Raw genomic sequence first — 12,822 nt, 5'->3', positions numbered from 1 at the left:
GAAACCAGCTAACATAGTTGCTTTTTATAGGTAGCAGCAAAGCCTGTTGTTGATCAGAAATCATCTTTTTTATAATGCCGTAAAAATGCCGTATGGATTCATTTTGCTGATGATATGTCTATTTGTACTATTGCTTCATAATTGTTTTTATATATGATACAACCCGAACTTGGAAAGTATATTTCACAACTGCGAAACAGCCAGGGCTTAACGCAACAAGAGCTTGCCGATCAGTGCAAATTGAATATTCGTACCATTCAGCGAATAGAAGCAGGAGAGGTTGTGCCCAGGATGTATACACTTAACCTGCTAACCAAATCTTTAAAAATGGATACGAACCAAATTAACAGTACCAATGCCGCAGAGAAAGCATCGGTACTAAAACTAAAAACAGCTTTTACAGGCGGTATTATTTATTGCCTAAACGGTATACTGGTAGTGTACGACCTGATCACCCATAAATTTAACCCGGGTATGCACCTGGCTACTACGCTGATACATATCATTAGTTGCATCCTTTTTTTTGCCGGGTTTTACAGGATTGGGAAATTTTACCATAACAAGCTTTTATATATTTCATCATTAATGATGATGATCCTGTTACCATCGATCAACATACTCGATCTGTTGAAGAAATACTACTTCAGTATCGGAGAGATCTTCATTTTTATCATCATGTGTATCAATATTATTGTACTGGGTGTTGGTTTATTGAAAGAATCATTTGAGCGTAAAGGCTATGAAAATGGCGTCTTATATCAGATTACTGGCGTATTAACAATTATTATAAGTGTTTTATATCTGTCCCTTCATGATAACATCCTGTATGCCGGCCTCATTTTATCTGTACCAAGCAATTTGCTGATGGTTTATATTTTATATAAGGAGTTAGCCGACTCACAAAAACAGGTGGTAAGCACCGCAGGTTAGCGTTAATTTAACCCGCGGTTGATAGCATAAAAAGAGCGCTTTATTACCAAACAAGTTTTGCTGATATCAGGTTGTAGTACTAATTAAGCAAAACTAATGAAGATCATTATAACTAAACCACACTGTCAGGTTATCGCTTTAGGCATATTAGCGGGCATGCGCTCTATGTCGGCACCGGCTATCGCCAGCAAAATGCTGGGGCAGCGCCACTCTAAAAAGCTGGAAAATTCATCTTTAAACTTTATGCAGTCGGATAAAACGGCTAATATCCTGGGCATAATGGCTTTGGGCGAGCTTGTCGGCGACAAGATGCCTGCGGCGCCCAACCGTATCGCTTTACCGGGTGTGATATCGCACGCGTTGAGTGGTGCAATTGCAGGCGCCAGTATTTATAAAGCAAGCGGCGGTAATTTATATAAAGGCGCTGTATTAGGTAGCGTAACGGCCGTAGCTGCAATTTTTGGCAGTTTCTTTTTGCGCAAGGCTATGGTTAAGGGATCGCATCTGATTGATCCCATTATTGGTACTATTGAAGATGCTATTGTATTAGGAGCCGGGATGAGCCTGACAGAATCCATGTGATTTTGACATATAAAATGTAACCGCAACGTCACTTATGAGCGGAATGCACCTGTTGTATAGAAAATTTGATAAATTTGTTTAAAAAGTCAGGAAATCAGGTTAGTTATACAACAATGAGTTCAGGAAGCGAACAACAAGATATCAAAAGAGAGCGGATTTTAGAGGCATCATACCAGCGTTTTTTGCATTATGGTTATTCAAAAACAACCATGAATGAAATAGCCGGCGACCTGTCCATGTCAAAGGCATTACTTTACTATTATTTCCCGGATAAAAGCCAGCTTTATATAGCTGTAATGCGCAAGCTATCTAATGATTTTATTAACATGCTGATTGAAAGGGTAGGGCAATCTACCGATCTGCTCAGCGCGTTCCAGGCACAAATTTCCACCCACCATGAGTTTATGGTGAACAACTATAACTTCTTCGATTTCTTTAGGCTGAACGAACAGAACCTGCCCGCAGAGATATGGGAGATCATCGGCGAGATCCATCATAACGAGATCGAACAGCTAAGCAATACCCTATTAAGGGATGTGGAAAAAGGCCTGATCAAACCCGTTGACGATCCAGCCGGAATGGTTGACCTGATACTCGACGCGCTGCATGGCGTAAAAGTAAGGGCCATGTCGCACAAAAAAACCGGTTTCCCGCTCAAAGAGCACCTGGAGGAAATTTACCAGAAACGCCTTTTACTGGTTGGTATTTTTGTAAAAGGACTATCGGCGTAAGGCTTATGTCATATCCCGGTAAGGGGTCTGTCACAGTGGAGTAAAAACCAATTACAGCTATTTTTGAGAACAATATATTTGGTAATTTTGACCATAATAATTAATTAGTCAAACGGCTGATCTGATTATTAAAAATACTTCTAATTAGAGGTGATTGTTTTAGAGTGATTGAGGCGGGCCGGGTTTATACCCGGTCCGTTTTTTTTATGGCTACCTAATCCTCGAAATAGTACATGAATAGACAGGATGGGTTTTTACCAAACGTTCCGAAGGAACGGAATGGTTTTGTTTCCTTTTCTACCGACCAGACATCCCTCCGGGATGAAGAAAGCATAGCCGTTCCGTAGGAACGATTGGTTGGTAGCAAATGTAAATATCGATTTATTACGTTCCATCGGAACGTTTGGTGGTAGTGTCTAATGCTGAACTACTGCCATCTGGACAGGGTATAGTAAGGCACTACTTCAACGCCGTTTCTATAACAATCTCTCCCGTTAAAATTTTATGTACAGGGCAAAAACCGGCAATTTGCTGCAGGCGTTTTTTCTGTTCGTCGCTTACATCACCCTTTACTTCAATACTGCGCGTAATAAGGGTTCCGGTTTCTGTCGCAAATAATTCCAGGTCTACAATTACCTCGCCTACCACCCACATTTTGCGGTTGATATACATTTGCAGGGTAATAGCGGTACAGCTGCTTAAGCTGGCCAGTAATAACTGGTATGGCGACATGCCGGTATCCGATCCGCCTTCATCTTCGGGTTCATCGGCCAGCAGGGTATGCCCGGCAGCTGTAACTACTGTTTGATATTGTGTATGTGTAATAGTAGCCCTTGCAGTGGCTAAGGCTTCGGGTTGATCTGGCATGGCTAAAGGAACAGAGGACGGTTATTATTGTTCTTCACTAATATTAAGCAGCGACCAGTTTTTAACATCGTCCTGCTTGCCGCCCCGGTATTCCATTAGAATTTTAAAATTGGTGCGCCTTTTATCTCCCGACTCGCTGGTGAGTTCAACCACCGATCGGATGGTATATACCGAATCTGACCGTTTGCCGATCTGATAACCCGAGCCCGGGAAATCTACATTGCTTGACCGTACGGTTGATTTTACATATTCTTTGGCAACAGCAAAGGCTTCGTCGCCGGTAGGCAAACCGCTGCTGCTAAAACGGACACCGCTATTTTGAGCAAACTTGATCAGTACAAAAAGAAAGATCAGGCCCAGCCCAATTAATACCCAGGCAGCTTTTTTGGCCGATTTTTTTTTACCGGCCTTACCTGCAACATAATTTTTTTCCATTTAGGAGAATCGGTTTATATCGAACAAATATGAGAAATAAGAAATAAATTTTCAATAAAATTATAGTACCTGTAAACAACATTTACAGGTTAAATGGGCAAAGTGATGTTTTGTAGTTAAGCTATAACGTTTCTTTCAGCCATGCATAAAACTCGCGCTGCCATACCAGGGCGTTCTGCGGTTTTAGTACCCAGTGGTTTTCTTCGGGCAGGTACAGTAATTTTGATTTTATACCGCGCAGCTGGGCCGCCTGGAATGCCTGTAAGCCCTGCTCAATAGGCACACGGAAATCCTTACCCCCCTGGATAATCATAATAGGGGTATCCCATTTATCAACAAAGTTACTGGGGTTAAATTTATCGTACGATTTTTTGGCCGTCTTGTTGCTATTGTCCCAATAGTTACCGCCAATATCCTTATTGGCAAACCACAGCTCTTCGGTAGTGCCGTACCAACTCTTCAGGTCAAAAAGGCCATCGTGAGCAATAAAAGTTTTAAAACGTTTGTTATGCATGGCGGCCAGCATATAAACCGAGTAGCCGCCATAGCTGGCACCTATGCAACCCAGGCGGTTTTTATCTACATAACTTTCCTTTGCAATATCATCAATAGCCGACAGGTAATCCTTAATGGCCTGCCCGCCCCAGTCGCCGCTGATCTGGCGGTTCCACTCCACGCCATGGCCGGGCATACCCCTGCGGTTAGGGGCAATTACAATATAACCCTGCGCCGCCATTAGCTGGAAATTCCAGCGGAAGGAGTAACCTTGTGATAAAGGCGACTGCGGCCCGCCCTGGCAAAACAGCAGAGCAGGGTACTTTTTAGCCGGATCGAAATTTGGCGGGTAGATCACCCAGGCCAGCATATCCTTGCCGTCGGTGGTTTTGATGTGCCGCTCGTCTATTTTGCTTAAACGGGTGCGGTTATAAATGTCGTTATTAATGGCGCTGATCTGGCGCATACTGCCATCGTACAGGTTAACGATATAAATTTCGGCCGCGTGGTTCATATCCGTGCGGTTTACAATAAGCGTATTGGCCGATTGCGCAACAATATTGGTAATATCCCATTGCCCGCTGGTGAGTTGTTTTATAGCGCCCGCCGAGCCTGAAGCGACAGTTAAATCCAGTTGAAATAATTGCTCGGTACCATTATGTACCGCCAGGAAGTAGATCTTGCTGCCATCATTACTAAACCGGAAAGAACTAACTGTGCCATCCCATTTTTCGGTCAGATTAACCCGATCGCCGGTTTTTACCGATCGGATAACGATATCGTTTTTATCAGCTTCATAACCATCTTCCTTCATACTTAACCAGGCCAGTTTGCTGCCATCGGGACTAAACATGGGGTTGGTATCATAACCATTCATTCCGCCCGTAAGCTCGGTAGCAGTGCCGGTGGCTATATCGTATTGGTAAAGATTGGTATTGGTGCTTTGAGCATAAGCTTTACCTGTTTTCTTTTTACAAACGTATATGATGCTCTTCCCGTCGCGGCTAAATATCATATCCTCTAAACCACCGCTTGGTTTTTGCGGCACATCGTAAGGCTCGCCTGCCATAATATCCTTTTCGTTGCTGATGCGGCCGCCATTAATATCGGCCACAAACACGTGCGAGTATTTGCCGGTAGCCCACTTGTCCCAGTGGCGGTAGTTCAAATCGGTAAACACATAGGCATTGCTTTTAGGCAGGTCGGGGTATTTATCCTTACCCAATATCTTTTCCGCATCAACATCACGGCTAAAAATTACTTTTTTGCCATCAGGCGATAGGCGCACGTTATCAATATCATCCATGGGGTGCTCGCTCAGCATGGCCATGTCCTCACCGTCGATACCCATCTGCCATACGCGGCCTTCAAAAAGATAGGTAACGCGGCCGTTAGGGGCAATTTTAAGGATGGCTTTGCTGCCGGGTTCATTGGTGATCTGCTGTGTTTGTCCGCCGGCAACGGGTACGGTATAAAAGTTCAGTTCCGATTTGTTTTGCGCCATATTATACTGTGTAACACCAAACAGAATTTGCTTACCATCGGGCGTAATATCCTGGCTGCCCAGGCGCCCGAGTTTCCATAGCGTTTCGGGCGACATATTTTGTTTTATCTGCGCATCAGTATCCATTATGATCAGGCTTGTCATCAATATCAAAAAATATTTTTTCATAAAATCTTATCCAAAAAATAAGTAACAAACTAAAATAGCGGCAACGACGCCAAAAAAGTCAGCAATTAAACCAGCCTGTATAGCATAACGATATTTTTTAATACCTACCGATCCGAAGTAAAGAGCAGCGATATAAAAAGTGGCATCGGCCGAACCGTTAAAGATACATCCAAGCCTGCCGGCGAAGCTATCGGGGCCAAAAGTTTTCATGGTATCTATCATCATCGCTTTAGAACCTGATCCACTGAGGGGTTTCATATATGCTACCGGCATAGCATCAGTAAAACGTGTATCGATAGGGAAATGTGCAACTGTCCATTTTAATACATCGTTAATGTAGCCCAAAGCGCCACAATTACGAAATACACTTATAGCTACCAGCATACCTACCAGGTATGGAATAATTTTTACTGATGTTTCAAAACCAGTTTTGGCACCATCAATAAACGCTTCAAACACATTTGCTTTTTTTCGTAAAGCGCCTATAATAAAAATAGCACAAATAGAAAAGACAAGCAGATTGCTGGAAACTTTAGATACTTCTGCTATTTGCTGCTTGGTTAAGAAGACGGTAAAGTACCATACAAGCAAAGCTATAAAGCTGGTTAAACCACCCAGCCAAAGCATAATTACACGGTCAAAAATATTTATCTTCTGTTTTATCGCAACAACAAGGATGGCTGCAACTGTGGCCACATAGGTGGCAATAATACACGGGATTAATACATCTGTAGGGTCATGGGCTTGCATAATAGCCCGTTGGGCTATTATGGTGATCGGCAGTAATTGCAAACCTGAAGTATGCAGTACCATAAACATAATTTGCGCGTTAGATGCAGTTTCTTTATCAGGATTTAATTCCTGCAAGCTGCTCATTGCTTTTAGTCCGAAAGGTACTGCCGCATTATCCAACCCTAATAAATTTGCCGAAAGGTTCATCATCATTTGGCCGGTGGCAGGATGATTCTTAGGTACTTCCGGAAATAAGCGATTAAAAAACGGGCCTACAATCCGGGAAAAGAAGTTGATGGCACCGGCTTTTTCTCCTATATTCATTATACCCAGGAAAAACGCCATTGAGCCTGTAAGGGGCAGGGCAATGTCCATTACCGACATTTTAGACGAAGTGAATATCCCTTCAACCAACCGGCTGAAGATCTCGGTATCACCTAAAAAAATCAATTTCGTCAATGCTATTATAAAGGCAATTACAAAAAACGAAACCCATATGTAATTTAAATTCATGTGTGCTTTTAAAAGGTTTGAAGATAGGCTTTTTTTAAAAAAAGCAGGCAAGCGATTATTAAATTATGCCACACGAATATTTGATTTGTTCAATTCGCCGACTTCGATAATCGTACAACAGATTTTGTTTTTATGTTTATCTTTATTTAAGTAAAACCTGTTATGATACCTGTATCCGTCACCGTTAACGAGTTCCTGGAAAAAACTAAGATTCATCCTGTTGATTGGGAACGTAAACCAGGCCCGGGAAAATGGTCGGCTAAGGAAATAATCGGCCACCTGACGGATAGCGCGCAGATTAATCTGCAGCGTTTTGTACGTTGTACCTATGAGGAGAATTTTAAGCTGATCTATTTTCAGGATGAATGGGTGGCGGCGCAGCGTTATCAGCAAGCCGATATAAGCGAAGTATTGTTATTATGGCAATTACTGAACACGCAGATACAACGCGTGCTGGACAATTATCCGCCCAACCGCTGGCTGGTGAAATGTGACAATGGAAGAAATGAGGTAAGCCTGAACACAGTTGAGTTTTTAGCATACGATTACGTAGCCCATATGCGGCATCATTTAAAACAAATTATACCCGAATGAACGCGCTAACTGAAACCTGGCAAATACATAACCGCATTAATATTTATCTGCTGGATAGTATTGATGAAGCCTGCCTGAAAGATTGCTCCGCATCGAAAGGGCGTAGCGTGGGTGAGCAATTTGCGCATATCCATAACGTGCGTTTAATGTGGTTAAAAGTGGCCGATCCATTACTAATGGATAGCCTTAATAAAATTGAAAAGGAAAACATCACAAAAGAGTTGCTGAAAAGTGAACTGTTTGCCAGCGGCGTAGCAATTGAGCAATTGTTTGAGAAAAGCGATGGCCGGATAAAAGGCTTTAAACCAAATGCTACGGCATTTTTAGGATACCTCATCTCGCACGAATCGCACCATCGGGGGCAGGTGATGCTTTGTTTAAAGCAGTCGGGCCACCCGGTTGATAAAAAGGTACAGTTTGGTATATGGGAATGGGGGACAAGATAATTACTCCAACAGCCGGATATTCGGGCACGCCATTGGCCAAAAAACTGGGAATTAAGCCGGGTTTTAATATGGCTGTTATTAATGCGCCCGGTTATTACTTAAACCTGTTTACCGATTTGCCCGGCAATTTGGATATAGCCGATGAAATAAGCACGGGGCATGATATGATCCACCTGTTTGTTAAAGACCGGCAAGATTACTTAAACCGGCTGCCCCTGTTGAAAGATCAGATCAAACAGAATGGTATGATATGGATATCATGGCCAAAAAAAGCATCGAAAATTGTTACCGATATTACAGAGGATATTATCAGGGACGAAGCCTTGAAAAATGGCCTGGTCGACGTTAAAGTTTGCGCGGTTGATGAAGTATGGTCGGGCTTGAAATTAGTGATCCGGTTGAAAGACAGGGTTTGATTGAAGCCATCTTGTCATTTACGGGAGATCCGGGATAGGATTACGAGGCGCGTATAAAACTTCGCGCTATCGCTCGAAACGAATAGGATACGATGGTTAAAGAACGTCATCTCCAACCATCGTATCCTCATCTCTTTAATATTATTTCTCCATCTGCTCAATAACAGCCTGGGTAACCCCGGTGAAGGAGAAACCACCGTCGTGAAACAGGTTTTGCATGGTCACCATTTTGGTCAGGTCACTAAACATGCTCACGCAGTAATCAGCGCACTGATCGGCATCGGCATTACCCAGCGGACTCATTTTTTCGGCATAATTAATAAAACCATCAAAGCCTTTAACACCCGAACCGGCCGTAGTGCGGGTTGGTGATTGCGAAATGGTATTTACCCTTACATGTTTTTTAACACCGTATTGGTAACCGAAGTTACGGGCTATGCTTTCCAGGTAGGCTTTATTGTCGGCCATATCGTTATAATCAGGGAATACGCGCTGGGCGGCAATATAGGTTAAGGCTACCACGCTGCCCCATTCGTTAATAGCATCCAGCTTCATGGCTGTTTGCAAAACACGGTGCAGGCTCAGTGCCGATATATCAAGTCCTTTATGGGTAAAATCGTAGTTACTTTCGGTATAATGGATGCTTTTGCGCACGTTAATGCTCATGCCGATAGAGTGCAGTATAAAATCCACGCCGCCATTAAAATGTTCCTGTGTTTTGGTGAACAGGTTCAAAAGGTCATCGTTGCTGGTTACATCGGCGCCTATAATAGGCGCGTTGCATTCTTCGGCCAGTTTGTTTAACTCGCCCATGCGTAACGCGATAGGGGCGTTAGACAGAACAATCTCAGCACCTTCCTGTACGGCACGCTGTGCCACTTTCCATGCAATCGACTGCTCATTCAGCGCGCCGAATATGATGCCTTTTTTACCTTTTAATAAATTATAAGCCATAGCTATTTTTTGTTTGTTTGATAAAGCGGTGTAAAGTTATAATTAATTGAACAATACAAAATTGTTTATTTATATATGTAGTACGTTGAATGCAGTATTCGGCCGTAGGGTTATATGCGCCGTAGGTGCTACTTGTTTGTAGCATCCATATAAAAATAAAAAAATGCGCCGTAGGTGCTACCCAACTTGCCGCATTAAACGAACTTTGGGTAGCACCTACGGCGCAATAGCGGGTTGGGGTGATATGCTACAAACAGGTAGCCCCAATGGGGCAAGTCAGCGCTGTTAGTGAAAGTATATCGTTTGGCTAAAGCCATTATTTTTTGTTAGGGATCCGTCCACTAAACGAGACGGCAATGAATTGGAAGTGATTATTGCCGTTGGCTTTAGCCAACGGAATAGAGCAATTATACAGCGGCTTTAGCCTAACTGCAAGCTATAAAATTCACAAAAAAACTAACTGTTTATCACAGCCTCACTGTTTTAAATCATAAGTAATTAAAACGGTCAGGTCTTCGTTACCCGCAGGTTTTAATCCATGGCTGCTGCCTGGTTTGGTCAGGATGCCATCGCCGGTAGTAACCGGAATATCCTTATCGTTCATGCGCAGGATACCGTTGCCTGACAGGATATAATAGATCTCCTGCTCTTTTTGCAAATGATACCCAATGGACGATCCCGGATGCAGTATCCGTTTGCGGAAAGCCATCTGTACGGTTTTATCTTTACTGAAAAATGAAAAGGCCGTAGTGTTGCCGCCGCCGTTATGCGAGCCGGGTTCCTCCTTTTTAATGTCCTTTTCGTGATCTATAATATAACCCTGATCCTGTGGTTGTTTATAGCTAAAAGCGGCCAGGCAAAGCAGAGGTAATGCAATCAGCAATAATAATAAATTGGTTAAGCTAAGATGTTTTTTCATGATCATAAATATAAAAAATCAAGTCGGGATGATTGCTTGTCAACATAGCTAATGTATAGCTTTTGGCTGATAATGAATTCCCGCTTTTTTGCGATTTATAAAGCTATGTCAGCATATAAATTGGGGAGATAATGATGGAATTCTAAACCTCAGTACTTAAATGCCTCCTTCGGGAAACCCTGCGAAAACGCTAAATTGGAAATCGTTTTATTTTAGTTTATTATGGCGTTACCTTCGGCCCGCGCTATTCGCTCATACTACACGGGCCTTAGCCGCAGGCCGGTATCCGCTACTATCGCTAACGCAAACACTCGTGCTTTTTCGGTTATTCTTCTTTTGGTAATGATTGGCCAATAGCCTCTTTAAAGACCGACCAGGATATCTTATCAAATCCATCGCCAGTATTGACTTTGCCACCGTAAGAAGTCAATAATTGTTCAATTTCATTTAACCCAAAATCAACAGCGCTCCACTTTGGCGTTATGCCATCAGAAGACAATGTGTTTGGATTTGCGCCAGCTTCAAGTAATGTTTTTACAATATCGGCATAACCTCCCATCACCGCCCAGTGTAATGGAGAATGTCCGAGTTCATCAAGTTCGTTTAAATTACTTCCATTCTCAATTGCAGCCTTAACGCCTTCCATCTCGCATTTTAGAACCTGTTTGTGGAGTATATATTTCATGCTGCAATAATTTTATTAATTTGCTTACACCCCCAGCAACTCCTTTGCATTCTGCACAGCGCTATCGCCTGGTTTATCGCCGCTTAGCATTTTGGCTATTTCGGTAATGCGTTCCTGCTTATCCAATTGGCGGATGCGGGTATAGGTAGTGGCCGCTTCATCATCTTTGTACACAAAATAATGGCTTTGGCCCTTACTGGCAATTTGCGGCAGGTGGGTAATGGTAATTACCTGCAGGTTTTGCGCTAATTGCTCCATAATTTGCCCCACCTTATGCGCAACCTCGCCAGATACACCGGTGTCAATCTCATCAAAAATAATGGTAGGCAGGGCTGTATAACGTGCAATGAGCGATTTGATGCTTAACATTAAACGCGAAAGCTCGCCGCCTGATGCAACTTTGCTCATTTCGGCCAGGGCATGGCCTTTATTGGCGGTGAACAGGAAGCGTATATGGTCGATACCGTTATCGCCTAAAGCGGGGGAGTGGCTTAACTCTATTTTTAAAGCCGAATTGCCCATACCCATCTCACTTAAAGTTTGCAATACCTGCTGCTCAATAGCGGGGATGGCTTTAGTGCGGTTGGCTGATAGGTCGGCAGCCATTTGCTCCAGCTCTTGCTTTTCGGCGGCTATTTGCTTTTGCAGCTTTTCTACCGCCTCATCACTAAACATGGCCTGGTTAATCTTGTCGGACAGATCTTCCTGTATAGCCAGCAATTCGGTATTAGTGCTTACGCGATGTTTTTTTTGCAGGTTGTAGATCAGGCTTAACCGGGCGTTCACTTCATCGGCCCGGGCAGGGTTGGTGTGGGTTTGCTGCTCTATGGCTTCAATCTCGGCTGCGATATCCTTCAGTTCGATAATTGAACTGTTCAGCCGCTGGTACAGCTCGGCTATAGCCGGATTAAACTTTTCGGTAGCGGATAACTGGTGACCGGCCTCGCGCAGCTGTAGCAGGGCCGATGTTTCACCCTCGTGCATCAGGTAATGGGCGCCCAGCAGGTTGCGCTTGATGTCGTCGGCATTGTTTAGGGTGTATAGTTCCTGTTCTAATTGCTCCTGCTCATCATCTGCCAAAGCGGCCTTCTCCAATTCATCAAACTGAAACTGGTAGTAATCCAGATCGGCTTTCGCCTTGTCGCTTTCTTCGGTTAATTGTTTAAGCTGGCTGCTTAGTTTTTTATAAGTCCTAAATTTAGTTTGATACGCGCTAAGCTGCTCATCATGCCGTGCGGCGGCATCAACTACCAAAAGCTGGAATAGCGGATTATTGATCTCCAGGGTGGCATGCTGCGAATGGATCTCGATCAGCTTTTCACCGAGGGCTTTAATCACATTCAGCGTAACGGGGGTATCATTTATAAAAGAGCGCGATTTGCCATCAGCGCTGATCTCGCGCCTGAGTACAGTCTCTGGCTCATAGTCCAGGTCGTTATCTTCAAAAAATGACTTGAGGTGAAAATCAGATATGGTGAAAGTACCTTCTATCACGCATTTCTTCTGCTGGTTAAAAAAGTAACGGCTTTCGGCCCGTTGCCCCAATATCAGCGAAAGCGCGCCTAAAATGATGGATTTACCCGCACCGGTTTCGCCGGTCAATATATTCAGTCCCGCGTCGAAACGGATCTGGAGGTTATCAATTAAAGCGTAATTTGTTATACTAAGCTGTTGCAGCATAAAATTAACTTGTTTTTTTCGAGGAGACTAAATTACAAATTCTATAATGTAAAGGTTGACGAAGTTTTCAAGACTTCGAGGGCCTTGCATCGCATAATCACAACGTCATTGCGAGGTAGTTAATAAAAATGCCGGCCACATTACTGTAGCCGGCATTTAACTATAACTGAT

Annotated in this window: 14 protein-coding genes; 6 read left to right on the top strand and 8 right to left on the bottom strand. The window is 43.3% G+C overall.

From position 1 onward, the window contains the following. Positions 1–153 precede the first annotated feature (153 nt). The 3 genes from AC07M6_RS23795 (at position 154) to AC07M6_RS23785 (ending at position 2,243) form a co-directional block, all read left to right on the top strand. Positions 154–930 carry a helix-turn-helix domain-containing protein gene (locus tag AC07M6_RS23795; protein ID WP_494893859.1) on the top strand — a complete coding sequence of 259 codons (777 nt, stop codon included), beginning with the start codon at positions 154–156 and terminating at the stop codon, positions 928–930. Positions 931–1,026: 96 nt separating this feature from the next. Next, positions 1,027–1,512 (top strand): DUF4126 family protein, encoded by a 486-nt coding sequence (locus tag AC07M6_RS23790; protein ID WP_494893857.1) that lies wholly within the window; start codon positions 1,027–1,029, stop codon positions 1,510–1,512. 113 nt (positions 1,513–1,625) lie between these two features. Beyond that, positions 1,626–2,243, top strand: a complete 618-nt coding sequence (locus tag AC07M6_RS23785) for a TetR/AcrR family transcriptional regulator (RefSeq protein WP_494893856.1) — start codon at positions 1,626–1,628, stop codon at positions 2,241–2,243. A gap of 459 nt (positions 2,244–2,702) precedes the next feature. Here the strand turns inward: AC07M6_RS23785 and AC07M6_RS23780 are convergent, their stop codons facing one another. The 4 genes from AC07M6_RS23780 to AC07M6_RS23765 form a co-directional block, all read right to left on the bottom strand. After that, a complete protein-coding gene (locus AC07M6_RS23780; protein ID WP_494893855.1) occupies positions 2,703–3,110 on the bottom strand; it encodes an OsmC family protein in 408 nt (135 codons plus the stop codon). A gap of 24 nt (positions 3,111–3,134) precedes the next feature. After that, a complete protein-coding gene (locus AC07M6_RS23775) occupies positions 3,135–3,545 on the bottom strand; it encodes a hypothetical protein (RefSeq protein ID WP_494893853.1) in 411 nt (136 codons plus the stop codon). Between the two features lie 121 nt (positions 3,546–3,666). Further along, complete coding sequence (locus AC07M6_RS23770) at positions 3,667–5,712, bottom strand: S9 family peptidase (protein ID WP_494893852.1); 2,046 nt, start codon at positions 5,710–5,712, stop codon at positions 3,667–3,669. A 6-nt stretch (positions 5,713–5,718) separates the two neighbouring features. Beyond that, positions 5,719–6,903: a nucleoside recognition domain-containing protein gene (locus AC07M6_RS23765; protein WP_494893851.1), complete on the bottom strand. Its 1,185-nt coding sequence runs from the start codon at positions 6,901–6,903 to the stop codon at positions 5,719–5,721. Between the two features lie 216 nt (positions 6,904–7,119). On the opposite strand from AC07M6_RS23765, the gene AC07M6_RS23760 reads away from it, so the two are divergent. From AC07M6_RS23760 to AC07M6_RS23750, 3 genes are read left to right on the top strand one after another with little or no spacing between them, the layout of a single operon-like run. Next, the gene (locus AC07M6_RS23760; protein ID WP_494893849.1) at positions 7,120–7,551 is read left to right on the top strand and encodes a DinB family protein; all 432 of its coding nucleotides are present in this window, start codon (positions 7,120–7,122) and stop codon (positions 7,549–7,551) included. Beyond that, a complete protein-coding gene (locus AC07M6_RS23755) occupies positions 7,548–7,997 on the top strand; it encodes a DinB family protein (RefSeq protein WP_494893847.1) in 450 nt (149 codons plus the stop codon). Before AC07M6_RS23760 ends, AC07M6_RS23755 begins: the two co-directional genes overlap by 4 nt. Continuing rightward, on the top strand, positions 7,982–8,413 hold the full coding sequence (locus AC07M6_RS23750; RefSeq protein ID WP_494893845.1) for a DUF3052 domain-containing protein: 432 nt from the start codon (positions 7,982–7,984) through the stop codon (positions 8,411–8,413). The genes AC07M6_RS23755 and AC07M6_RS23750 overlap by 16 nt, the downstream gene beginning before the upstream one ends. 141 nt (positions 8,414–8,554) lie before the next feature. Here AC07M6_RS23750 and AC07M6_RS23745 read toward each other — a convergent pair whose 3' ends face one another. The 4 genes from AC07M6_RS23745 to recN form a co-directional block, all read right to left on the bottom strand. Continuing rightward, positions 8,555–9,367, bottom strand: coding sequence for an enoyl-ACP reductase FabI (locus tag AC07M6_RS23745; RefSeq protein WP_494893843.1), 813 nt, complete (start codon positions 9,365–9,367; stop codon positions 8,555–8,557). 475 nt (positions 9,368–9,842) lie between these two features. Next, positions 9,843–10,286 carry a cupin domain-containing protein gene (locus AC07M6_RS23740; protein WP_494893841.1) on the bottom strand — a complete coding sequence of 148 codons (444 nt, stop codon included), beginning with the start codon at positions 10,284–10,286 and terminating at the stop codon, positions 9,843–9,845. Positions 10,287–10,611: 325 nt separating this feature from the next. Beyond that, complete coding sequence (locus AC07M6_RS23735) at positions 10,612–10,971, bottom strand: ankyrin repeat domain-containing protein (RefSeq protein WP_494893839.1); 360 nt, start codon at positions 10,969–10,971, stop codon at positions 10,612–10,614. A gap of 24 nt (positions 10,972–10,995) precedes the next feature. After that, complete coding sequence (gene recN / locus AC07M6_RS23730) at positions 10,996–12,651, bottom strand: DNA repair protein RecN (protein WP_494893837.1); 1,656 nt, start codon at positions 12,649–12,651, stop codon at positions 10,996–10,998. Positions 12,652–12,822: the final 171 nt, after the last annotated feature.

The organism is Mucilaginibacter sp. GW821-FHT07H05, assembly GCF_059418485.1.
Note: the sequence above shows the minus strand (reverse complement) of the source record. Positions and strands in the feature narration are given on the sequence as shown.

What these genes read in the sequence shown, in the direction of transcription:
- AC07M6_RS23755 (WP_494893847.1), top strand. Translation starts at nt 7,548, where the DNA reads ATGAACGCGCTAACTGAAACCTGGCAAATACATAACCGCATTAATATT.
- recN (WP_494893837.1), bottom strand. Translation starts at nt 12,651, where the DNA reads ATGCTGCAACAGCTTAGTATAACAAATTACGCTTTAATTGATAACCTC.
- AC07M6_RS23790 (WP_494893857.1), top strand. Translation starts at nt 1,027, where the DNA reads ATGAAGATCATTATAACTAAACCACACTGTCAGGTTATCGCTTTAGGC.
- AC07M6_RS23785 (WP_494893856.1), top strand. Translation starts at nt 1,626, where the DNA reads ATGAGTTCAGGAAGCGAACAACAAGATATCAAAAGAGAGCGGATTTTA.
- AC07M6_RS23775 (WP_494893853.1), bottom strand. Translation starts at nt 3,545, where the DNA reads ATGGAAAAAAATTATGTTGCAGGTAAGGCCGGTAAAAAAAAATCGGCC.
- AC07M6_RS23740 (WP_494893841.1), bottom strand. Translation starts at nt 10,286, where the DNA reads ATGAAAAAACATCTTAGCTTAACCAATTTATTATTATTGCTGATTGCA.
- AC07M6_RS23780 (WP_494893855.1), bottom strand. Translation starts at nt 3,110, where the DNA reads ATGCCAGATCAACCCGAAGCCTTAGCCACTGCAAGGGCTACTATTACA.
- AC07M6_RS23745 (WP_494893843.1), bottom strand. Translation starts at nt 9,367, where the DNA reads ATGGCTTATAATTTATTAAAAGGTAAAAAAGGCATCATATTCGGCGCG.
- AC07M6_RS23760 (WP_494893849.1), top strand. Translation starts at nt 7,120, where the DNA reads ATGATACCTGTATCCGTCACCGTTAACGAGTTCCTGGAAAAAACTAAG.
- AC07M6_RS23795 (WP_494893859.1), top strand. Translation starts at nt 154, where the DNA reads ATGATACAACCCGAACTTGGAAAGTATATTTCACAACTGCGAAACAGC.
- AC07M6_RS23750 (WP_494893845.1), top strand. Translation starts at nt 7,982, where the DNA reads ATGGGGGACAAGATAATTACTCCAACAGCCGGATATTCGGGCACGCCA.
- AC07M6_RS23735 (WP_494893839.1), bottom strand. Translation starts at nt 10,971, where the DNA reads ATGAAATATATACTCCACAAACAGGTTCTAAAATGCGAGATGGAAGGC.
- AC07M6_RS23770 (WP_494893852.1), bottom strand. Translation starts at nt 5,712, where the DNA reads ATGAAAAAATATTTTTTGATATTGATGACAAGCCTGATCATAATGGAT.